At 74.6% G+C, this 8,845-nt stretch carries 9 protein-coding genes; 6 read left to right on the forward strand and 3 right to left on the reverse strand.

The window, feature by feature from the left end:
- Position 1 precedes the first annotated feature (1 nt).
- Complete coding sequence (locus tag ABTY61_RS28930; RefSeq protein WP_350508040.1) at positions 2 to 328, forward strand: heavy-metal-associated domain-containing protein; 327 nt, start codon at positions 2 to 4, stop codon at positions 326 to 328.
- A gap of 36 nt (positions 329 to 364) precedes the next feature.
- Entirely contained in the window at positions 365 to 730 is a 366-nt protein-coding gene (locus tag ABTY61_RS28935; RefSeq protein ID WP_502895450.1) for a metal-sensitive transcriptional regulator, read from the forward strand.
- 100 nt (positions 731 to 830) lie between these two features.
- On the opposite strand, the gene ABTY61_RS28940 is transcribed toward ABTY61_RS28935, so the two are convergent.
- Complete coding sequence (locus tag ABTY61_RS28940; protein ID WP_350508041.1) at positions 831 to 1,496, reverse strand: TetR/AcrR family transcriptional regulator; 666 nt, start codon at positions 1,494 to 1,496, stop codon at positions 831 to 833.
- Positions 1,497 to 1,597: 101 nt separating this feature from the next.
- On the opposite strand from ABTY61_RS28940, the gene ABTY61_RS28945 reads away from it, so the two are divergent.
- Positions 1,598 to 3,217 carry an FAD-dependent monooxygenase gene (locus tag ABTY61_RS28945; protein ID WP_350508042.1) on the forward strand — a complete coding sequence of 540 codons (1,620 nt, stop codon included), beginning with the start codon at positions 1,598 to 1,600 and terminating at the stop codon, positions 3,215 to 3,217.
- 105 nt (positions 3,218 to 3,322) lie between these two features.
- Here the strand turns inward: ABTY61_RS28945 and ABTY61_RS28950 are convergent, their stop codons facing one another.
- Positions 3,323 to 3,745 (reverse strand): DUF4345 domain-containing protein, encoded by a 423-nt coding sequence (locus tag ABTY61_RS28950; protein ID WP_350508043.1) that lies wholly within the window; start codon positions 3,743 to 3,745, stop codon positions 3,323 to 3,325.
- A gap of 116 nt (positions 3,746 to 3,861) precedes the next feature.
- Here ABTY61_RS28950 and ABTY61_RS28955 point away from each other — a divergent pair, with 116 nt between their 5' ends.
- On the forward strand, positions 3,862 to 4,479 hold the full coding sequence (locus tag ABTY61_RS28955) for a TetR/AcrR family transcriptional regulator (protein ID WP_350508044.1): 618 nt from the start codon (positions 3,862 to 3,864) through the stop codon (positions 4,477 to 4,479).
- 132 nt (positions 4,480 to 4,611) lie between these two features.
- Complete coding sequence (locus ABTY61_RS28960; RefSeq protein ID WP_350508045.1) at positions 4,612 to 5,862, forward strand: cytochrome P450; 1,251 nt, start codon at positions 4,612 to 4,614, stop codon at positions 5,860 to 5,862.
- A 202-nt stretch (positions 5,863 to 6,064) separates the two neighbouring features.
- Here ABTY61_RS28960 and ABTY61_RS28965 read toward each other — a convergent pair whose 3' ends face one another.
- Positions 6,065 to 7,273: a Dyp-type peroxidase gene (locus ABTY61_RS28965; protein WP_350508046.1), complete on the reverse strand. Its 1,209-nt coding sequence runs from the start codon at positions 7,271 to 7,273 to the stop codon at positions 6,065 to 6,067.
- A gap of 31 nt (positions 7,274 to 7,304) precedes the next feature.
- On the opposite strand from ABTY61_RS28965, the gene ABTY61_RS28970 reads away from it, so the two are divergent.
- Positions 7,305 to 8,690, forward strand: a complete 1,386-nt coding sequence (locus ABTY61_RS28970; RefSeq protein ID WP_350508047.1) for a right-handed parallel beta-helix repeat-containing protein — start codon at positions 7,305 to 7,307, stop codon at positions 8,688 to 8,690.
- Positions 8,691 to 8,845 lie beyond the last annotated feature (155 nt).

The raw sequence follows: 8,845 nt of genomic DNA on the forward strand, positions 1-8,845 counted from the left end.
CATGAGCGAGAGCACTATCACCGTCGAGCCGTCCGCCGCCACCACCACCGAGGACTCCTGCTGCGGCTCGTGCGGCACCGGCGCCGCCGGGGCCCCCGCAACCGCGGCCGCCGAGCGCGCCGTCTACCAGGTGGAGGGCATGACCTGCGGCCACTGCGTCAGCTCGGTGACCGCCGAGCTGAAGAAGGTCGCCGGCGTCACCGAGGTCGCGGTCGACCTCGCCACCGGCCGGGTCACCGTGGACAGCGCCGCGCCATTGGCCGACTCCGACATCGCCGCCGCCGTCGACGAGGCCGGCTACCACCTGGTCGGCCGCCTCGGAGCCTGACGCCCCGTCGGCCCGGGCACCGGGGCGGGCGGGCCGGTGCCGCGTCCGGGCCGAACTCCCCTCCCACCACGCCCCGGTAGAGTGGGGGAACTCCTCACCGCCCAGGAACCGGAGACGGCCGTGGCCAGCTACAGCCCCCACCAGGACGACTTCCTCAAGCGGCTCCGCCGCATCGAGGGCCAGATCCGCGGCCTCCAGCGCATGGTCGAGCAGGACACCTACTGCATCGACGTCCTCACCCAGGTCTCTGCGGCCAGCCGCGCCCTCCAGTCCTTCGCCCTGCAACTCCTGGACCAGCACATCGAATGCTGCGTCCGCGACGCGATCGCCGAGGGCGGCCAGGAGGCGGACGCCAAGATCCGCGAGGCCAACCAGGCCATCGCCCGCCTGGTCCGTTCCTGACGGCGGGCCCGCACGACCCGACGCCCTCCGGCGGCACACCGCCGCCGGAGGGCGTTCGGCATTACGGGGTAGGGGTATCCGAGACTACGCGGTGGGGCTATTACGGGGTAGGGGTATCCGAGGGCGGCGGGCCGCCCGTCCTGCCGCTGCTCGCCGGGCCGCCCGGCACCCCGAGCAGTGGGAGGACGATCTCGTCCAGCACCTCGGCCACCACCCGGTCGGACGGCACCACGCCCCCCATCAGGAAGGCGTCCCGCAGCAGGTCCAGCGGCAGCGACACGACCCGCGGGGTGAGCCGCGCCGGATCGATCTCGCCCCGCTCGACGGCCCGGCGCATGATCGCGGACAGGGTGTCCACCGGCCCTTCCGCGGCGAGGCCGTTGCGGAAGACCGCGCGCAGCTGGGGGTCGCGCATCAGGTCGACCAGGAAGCCGTGGACGGCGTCCACCGGCAGGTCGTCGAAGCGGCGCAGCAGGCTGCCCAGGAAGACCGCCAGGTCGGTGCGCAGGTCGCCGGTGTCCGGGGGCTCCCGGTAGTCGGGGGCGTTGCGGCCGAGGGCGGCGATCACCAGTTCCACCCGGTTCGGCCAGCGGCGGTAGAGCACCGGTTTGCTGGTGCGGGCCCGGGCGGCGACGCCGTCCATGGTGAGCCGGTCGTAGCCGTGCTCGGCGAGCTCGGCCCAGACGGCGTCGAGGATCGCCCGTTCCAGTTCGTCCCCGCGCCGCCGCGGGGCGCCCGTTCTGCCGCTCGCCACCGGTTCCCGCACCCGACTCTCATAGATACGTTGCGTTTCTTATCGAGGGCAGTCTACAGTCGAAGACAGGAAACGCGCCGTATCTTATGGCCGAATGGACAGGGGCTTCCGCCATGCGCGCTGCACTCTCGCACGACTCCGCATCCACACCCACACCCACCACCGACGTCCTGGTCGTCGGCGCCGGCCCGGTCGGGCTCACGCTCGCCATCGGGCTGGCCCGCGCCGGGATCGACTGCCGGATCATCGAGCGGGAGGACGTGTTCCGCACCGCGGGCGTCCGCGGCAAGGGCGTCAACCCGCGCACCCTGGAGGTGTTCGACGACCTCGGCGTGGTCGGGCAGATCCTCGACCGGGGCGCGCTCGACCTCAGGATCCGCACCTACGAGGGCACCCGCCTGGTCCAGGAATTCGACCCCGGGGCCACCGGGCCGACCACCCCCGACCGCCCGTACGCCGGCATGCTGCTGATCGCCCAGCACCAGACCGAGGCCGTGCTGCGCGACCGGCTCGCCGAGTTCGGCGGCAAGGTCGAGACCGGCACCGAACTGACCGGCTTCACCCAGGACGCCGACGGCGTGCTCGCCACCCTCCGGCAGGGCGGCCGGACGACGCGGCTGCGCGCCCGGCACCTGATCGGCTGCGACGGCGGCCGCAGCACCGTGCGCAAGCTGACCGGCATCCCCTTCCTCGGCGAGACCTGGGAGGAGGAGCGCTTCATCATGGCCTCGATGGACCTGGACGGCCTCGACCCCGACCACCTGCACATCTGGAACCACCCGAAGTTCGGCGCCGGCGCCATGGCGCTCGTCCCGATGCGGCAGGACGGCAAGTGGGCGGTGCACGCCGCCGTCGAACCGGACGAGCACGGCGAACTGCCCGCCCCCACCCTGGAGACCTTCCGCCGACTGTTCGCCGAACGGGCCGGGCTGCCCGGGGTGCGGATGCACGAACCGGTCTGGTCCACCGTCTGGCGCCCCACCGTCCGGCTGGTCGAGCGCTACCGCGACGGCCGGGTGCTGCTCGCCGGGGACGCCGCCCACTGTCAGTCCGCGGCCGGCGGCCAGGGCATGAACACCGGCATCCAGGACGCCCACAACCTGGCCTGGAAGCTCGCCGCCGTCCTGCGCGGAGCGCCGGAGGCGCTGCTCGACAGCTACCAGGAGGAGCGGCTGCCGATCGCCCGGGCCAGCCTCGCCGCCACCTCCGCCCACCACAAGGCGGCGTTCAGCGGCGACGGTGCCACCGTGCTGGCCGACCAGTTCCGCACCCTGGCCGTCCAGGGCACCGACCTCACCGGGCTCTCGATCGGCTACCGCGGCGGGCCGATCGGCCGCGACCTGGACGACGCCACCGGCATCCGGGCCGGCGACCGCGCCCCGGACGCGCCCTGCGCCACGGCGGACGGCACGCCGGCGCGACTGTTCGACCTGTTCCGCGGCCCGCACTCCACCCTGCTGGCCTTCGGCGACCACCCGGCGGGCGGCCCGTCCGAACCCGAAGGCCTCCAGGGCCTCCAGGGCCTCCCCGACCTCCCCGACCTCGCGGGCCTCGCGGGCCTCCCCGGTCTGCGGGTCGCCGTCGTCCGCGACCCCGACGGCCACGCCGCCCGCACGTACGGGCTTCGCGGCGACGCCGTGGTGCTGGTCCGGCCGGACGGGTACGTCTCGCTCACCGGCGCGACCGTCGACCGGGCCACCCTCGCCGAGCACCTGCGGGGCTTCGCCGGCTGACCCCGCCCGGGCCCGGGCCTCGTACGCCCCCGGCCACCCCGGTACGCCCCCGGCCACCCCCGGTACGACCCCGGCCGCCCCCGGACGGGCAGGCTCCCCGGAAACTCACCCCCGGGCGGCCCGCTCGTCCGCGTCGGCGAGCCAGAAGTACACCGCCGGAAGCCCGAGTTCGACCCCCATCAGCACCAGCTGGAACCAGTGCGGCCGCCCGTCCACCACCAGCCCGAGCACCCGGCCGAGGCCGCCCAGCAGGAGCACCGCCGTCAGCCGCCGCACCACCCGCGCGGGCACCGGCGCCTGCCGGGCGGCCCGGATCCAGGCCGCGCCGTACCCGGCGAAGACCGCGCCCATGAAGCGGCCGAAGCTGTCGACCGTCGGGCCCGGGTCCGGGATCCCGGGGAAGCCCAGGGGCCCGCCCAGCAGGTGCTCGAACCCGATCGCCACGCAGGCGACCCCCATCGTCCAGGCGAGCACCCGCAGTGCCCTCGCCTTCGCCGTCGCTTTCGCTTTCGCCGTTGCCTCTGCCATGAACCGACCACCCCATCAACCGCCGGATGCCAGTTGACGCTAGTTGACACGTGTCTACCAACGCTCCCATCAAGCTAGCGCCCACTAGTGGACACGTGTCAAGTAGCCTGTCCGGCATGTCCGTTCACGAACGCCGCCGACGCCTCTCCCCCGACGAGCGCCGCGCCCAGCTGCTCGCCGTCGGCGCCCGGGCCTTCGCCGCCCGGCCGTACGAGGACGTGCTGATGGAGGAGGTCGCCGAGCAGGCCGGGGTCTCCCGTGCGCTGCTCTACCGGCACTTCGCCGGAAAGCGCGAACTGTTCGCGGCGGTCCACCGGCAGGCCTCGGACGACCTGCTCGCCCGGACCAGGTTCGACCCGTCGGACACCCTGGTCGAGCAGCTGATCGAGGGCCTGGACGCCCACCTCGACCACTTCATCGCCAACCGGCACACCGTCCTGGCCGCCAACCGCGTCCTGGCCGGGGACCCGGTGATCCAGACCATCATCACCGAGGAGCTGGACGCCCTGCGCGGCCGCCTGCTCGCCGTGCTGCCGCTGGCGGACGAAGGCGACCGCCTCGCCGTGTCCCAAGTCCTGCGCAGCTGGCTGGTGTTCGTCCGGGTACTGGTCGTGGACTGGCTGACCGAGCCGAGCTGCACCCGCACCGAGCTGCGCGACGCCTGTATCGGCGCCGTGCTGGGCGCGGTGCGGCCGCTGCTGCCGGTCGACCCGGCACCCGAGTGGGGGCGTTGAGTCGCCGGACGGAGGGTTCGGGGGCGTACCATCGGGCCGAAACGGGAAAACCGTGTGAAAGATCCAATTCCCTCAGAAAATATGACAGTTGGACGCCCGTGCCCCGCAGCGCCGCCGACCCCGAAGGCTTCCATGTCCTCCGCAGCAGCCGACACCGAGACCGGCACCGCCACCGAAACCCCAACCGCCACCGAAACCGCCACCTCGCCCGCCGCACTCCCCCCGCTCCACCGGCTCCCCTTCACCCCCGCCCAGCCGCCACACCCGACCACCCTTCCGGACGGCACCCCCGCCTGGCTCGTCACCCGCTACCACGACGTCCGGCAGGTCCTCGGCGACCCCCGCCTCACCCGGAGCGACCTGCACGAGGTCGGCACCGCGGGCAGCACCGCCGACGTGGCCGCCAACCCGGCCTCGCTGTTCAACCAGGACGGCGCCGCCCACCGCCGGCTGCGCGCCACCGTCCAGAAGGCGTTCACCCCGCGCGCCATCGCGAGCTGGCAGCCCTGGGTCGCGGCCGCCGTCCAGCAGTCCGTGGACGCGCTGCTCGCCGCCGGGCCGCCCGCCGACCTGGTCACCGCCTTCACCCGGCCGGTGCCCTTCGCGGTCACCGCCCGGCTGATGGGCCTGGACGGCGACGGCCCCGACCGCCTGGACGAGCGGCAGCTGCGGCGCTGGACCCTCGCCCTGCTCGCCCAGGGCGGCGGTCCGGACCCGGAGCAGACCGAGGCGCTCGCCGAATTCGGCGCCTTCACCGAGCAGTTGATCGAGCGCCGGCGCCGTGCGCCCGGCCCGGACCTGGTCAGCCGACTGGTCCGGGCCGCCGACCAGGACGGCGGCATCCCCTCGGACGCGCTCGCCTTCCTCGTCCTCGGCCTCACCGCCAGCGGCAACGAGAGCGTCACCGGCGCCCTCGGCAACGCCCTGGTCTACCTGCTCGGCGAGCGTCCGGAGCACTGGGCCCGGCTCACCGACCCGGAGGTCACCGAGCACACCGCCGAACGCCTGCTGCACTTCATCCCGTTGGGCGACGACGAGGCCACCGTCCGCCGGGCCACCGCCCCGGTCGAGCTCGGCGGCGTGACCATCCCGGCCGGCGCCGTCGTCGCCGCGAGCCTCAGCAGCGCCAACCGCGACCCCGCCGTCCACCCCGGCGGCATCGAGGCCGACCTCGGCACCCCGCTCGACGCCCCCACCCTCGCGTTCAGCGTCGGCCCGCACTACTGCATCGGCGCCTGGCGGGTCCGGCTGGAGCTACGCGAATCGCTCTGCCGCCTGGCCACCGCCCTGCCCGGCCTGCGTCTCACCACCCCGGTGGAGCAGCTGAGTTGGCTGCTGGGCGGCACCACCCGCAGCCCGGCCGCGCTCCCGGTCGCCTGGTGAGGTCGGCCGTCCGGCCCCTCAACCGCCCAGCAGTGGGCGCCCCCAGGGCGCCTCGCGCTCCTCGATGCACTCGGCATCGCTGCGCCAGGCGTCAGCGTGCCCCACCGCCCACAGCCGCGCCCACAAGCCGTGCCCACAGCCGCGCCCAGGGGTGGACGCCCCGGCCCGCCGGCCAGCGGCTCCTCATCGCGACCCACCCGCGTCACCCCCACAGCCCCTCGCCCAGCACCCCGCCCTCCCGGGCCCCCGGCAGCACGTAGGCCACCGCCGAAGCGGTGTGCACCAGGAAGGAGTTGAGCGCGTCCTTGGCCGCCAGCCGGTTCTGCACCCGGGTGAACTGCTCCGGGTCCCGCACGAAGGCGCAGAACAGCAGCCCCCGGTCGTCGGGGGCGTCGTCGTAACTGTAGCCGCGCCGCAGCATCCGGGCGCCGGAGTCGAGCCGGGGGCTGCTGAGCCGGACGTGGGCGCTGTTGGGGATGACGTACGAGCCGTCCGGCTTCTTGGCGTAGATGTCCGGGTCCTCGTGCTCGGCCGTGCCGGTGAGCGGGGCGCCGTCGCCGAGCCGGCGGCCCATGGCGAGGTCGCGGCGGTCCTCGGGGAGGGCGGCGAAGCCGGCGGTGTCCATCCGGATCCGGCGGTAGACCAGGACGGTGCCGTGCTCGTAGGGGCCGCCGGGCGGGCCCCAGACCCACTGCTTCGCCTCCGCCGCATCGGGGTTGGCGGTGCCGTCCTTGTAGCCGAAGAGGTTGCGCGGGGTGGTGCCCGGGGGCGTACGCGGCAGGAAGCCGGACTGGGTCCAGCGCACGGTCGCGCCCGCCGACCGGGCCGAGGCACCGAGGAGTTCCGCGAGCACGGTGAGCGGCCAGCGGTCGTCGGCGCACAGCTGGAGCAGCAGGTCACCGCCCCCGCGCGCCGGGTCCAGCCGGTCGCCCGGGAAGGCCGGGAGCTCCGCCAGCGCGGGCGGCACGTTCAGCCCGAGCCGGGCGGCGAGCCCGGGCCCGACCCCGACCAGGCTGCTGAGCCGGGCCGGCTCCGCGCCCCGCAGCCGCGGGTCGGCGGGGCTGCCGCCCGCCGCGTCGGCGAGCAGCCTCGTCAAATCCCCCAGCAGGGAGCGCAGTACGGCCCGACCGTCGGAGGTGGCGGCGGGCGCCAGATCGAGGGCGAGCAGCAGGGTGGCCGGCTGCTGCGGGGCCGTCACCCCGGCCTGCCGGTCCCCGTGGAACGGCGGCACGGCCTGGGCCGCGGGCCCGGGCGGCGGCGGTGCGGCGGACGGCCCGCGCCCCAGCGCCACGACCCCCGCACCGACCCCGGCGGCCAGCACCGCCCCGCCACCGGCGATCAGTGCCCTGCGGTCCACCCCGCCCCGGACGGCTCCCGGCTCTTTCCGCGCCTTTCCGCTTTCGGCATGCATGACCGACATTGGAGACGATAGAACACCCGGTATGCAACTTTTGACTGTCCGTCATTCCGCTTCCGAAGCACCACCCCGCCGTCACCGCGGCGCGGCCCGCGTCCTGCCCGTCCTGCTGGCCGCCGCCCTCGTGCTGGCCTCCCCCGCCCTGGCCGGCTGCGCCTCCGGCGGCGGTTCCTCCTCCGACGCCCGCCACCCGGAGGGCACCGTGGTCCGCGTCCCGCAGGACTTCCCGTCCGTCCAGAAGGCGGTGGACGTCGCCCGCGAGGGCGACACCGTCCTGGTCTCCCCCGGGACGTACCGGGAGAGCGTGCGGATCACCAAGCCCCGGATCGTGCTGCGCGGCACCGAGCGCAACACCGTGGTACTGGACGGCGGCGTACGGCTGGTCAACGGCGTCACCGTCACCGGCCCCGGCTCGGTGGTGGAGAACCTCACCGTGCACGGCTACCTCGCCAACGGCGTGCTGTTCACCGGCGTCACCGATGAGAAGCTCCAGCAGCGCGGCGCCGGCGGCTCCGCCTACAACCCGCTGGACACCACCCGCTTCCCCGCCCTCCAGGGCTTCCGGGCGACGAAGGTCACCGCCTACAACAACGGGCTGTACGGGATCTACGCCTTCGACGCCCGGGCCGGGATCATCGAGGACTCCTATGCCTCCGGCGGTGCCGACTCCGGCGTGTACGTCGGCCAGTGCAAGCCCTGCGACACCCTGGTGCGCGGCAACACCGTGGAGCGCAACGCGGTCGGCATCGAGATCACCAACGCCTCGGACAACCTCTCCTTCCTGGGCAACCGGGTGGTCGGCAACCGGGTCGGCGTCACCGTCAACTCCAACGACCTGGAGGCGCTCGCCCCCCAGCACGGCGCCGTGATCGCCGGGAACGCCGTCACCGACAACAACGCCTCGGACACCCCCGAACAGGCCGACGGCGGCTTCGGCATCGGCATCGGGATCGGCGGGGGCACCGCGAACCGGGTCGAGCGCAACCTGGTCCAGGGCAACCGCTCGGCCGGCGTCATCGTCACCGACCCGCCCGGGCACCCGGCCGCCGGCAACCGGATCCAGGGCAACCGCTCCGAGGGCAACGGCGTCGACCTGGTGCTCGCCTCCGCCGACCCCGGCAACTGCTTCACCGGCAACTCCGCCCCGGGGCAGCCCGCCACCCAGAGCCCGGAGAGCCTCGAAGCCCAGGCCGCCTGCGACGCGCAGAGTCGCAGTCCGCTCACGGCCGGCCGGGCCGCCCCCGTCCAGGCCCCGCCCGGGGTGCCCTTCAATCAGGTCCAGGCGCCGCCCGCCCAGCCGTCGCTGCCGGACCCGAATGCGCCCGGCCGTCCGGCCACCGACCTGCCCGGGCCGGTCGACCCGGACGCCTACCCGCTGCCGGCGAGCGCCGACGCCGTCCTGAAGCGCTGATCCGCGGCCCGCGGCGCCCCGGGTGCCGCTCCCCCACTCCCTTCCCCCCTGCTCCCCCAACGGCGTCGGGGGGGGGGGGGGGCCCCCCGGCGGGGGCGGTCCGCCCACACACACGAAGACATTGAGGAGGGTTATGTAATGGGGAAATAGAGAGA

The sequence above is a fragment of the Kitasatospora sp. NPDC096128 genome (assembly GCF_040303105.1).
Classification (GTDB): Bacteria; Actinomycetota; Actinomycetes; order Streptomycetales; family Streptomycetaceae; genus Kitasatospora.

Bases quoted from the DNA above. Each gene is read 5' to 3' on its own strand.
- ABTY61_RS28930 (WP_350508040.1), top strand. From the start codon at position 2: ATGAGCGAGAGCACTATCACCGTCGAGCCGTCCGCCGCCACCACCACC.
- ABTY61_RS28945 (WP_350508042.1), top strand. From the start codon at position 1,598: ATGCGCGCTGCACTCTCGCACGACTCCGCATCCACACCCACACCCACC.
- ABTY61_RS28950 (WP_350508043.1), bottom strand. From the start codon at position 3,745: ATGGCAGAGGCAACGGCGAAAGCGAAAGCGACGGCGAAGGCGAGGGCA.
- ABTY61_RS28955 (WP_350508044.1), top strand. From the start codon at position 3,862: ATGTCCGTTCACGAACGCCGCCGACGCCTCTCCCCCGACGAGCGCCGC.
- ABTY61_RS28960 (WP_350508045.1), top strand. From the start codon at position 4,612: ATGTCCTCCGCAGCAGCCGACACCGAGACCGGCACCGCCACCGAAACC.
- ABTY61_RS28965 (WP_350508046.1), bottom strand. From the start codon at position 7,273: ATGCATGCCGAAAGCGGAAAGGCGCGGAAAGAGCCGGGAGCCGTCCGG.
- ABTY61_RS28970 (WP_350508047.1), top strand. From the start codon at position 7,305: ATGCAACTTTTGACTGTCCGTCATTCCGCTTCCGAAGCACCACCCCGC.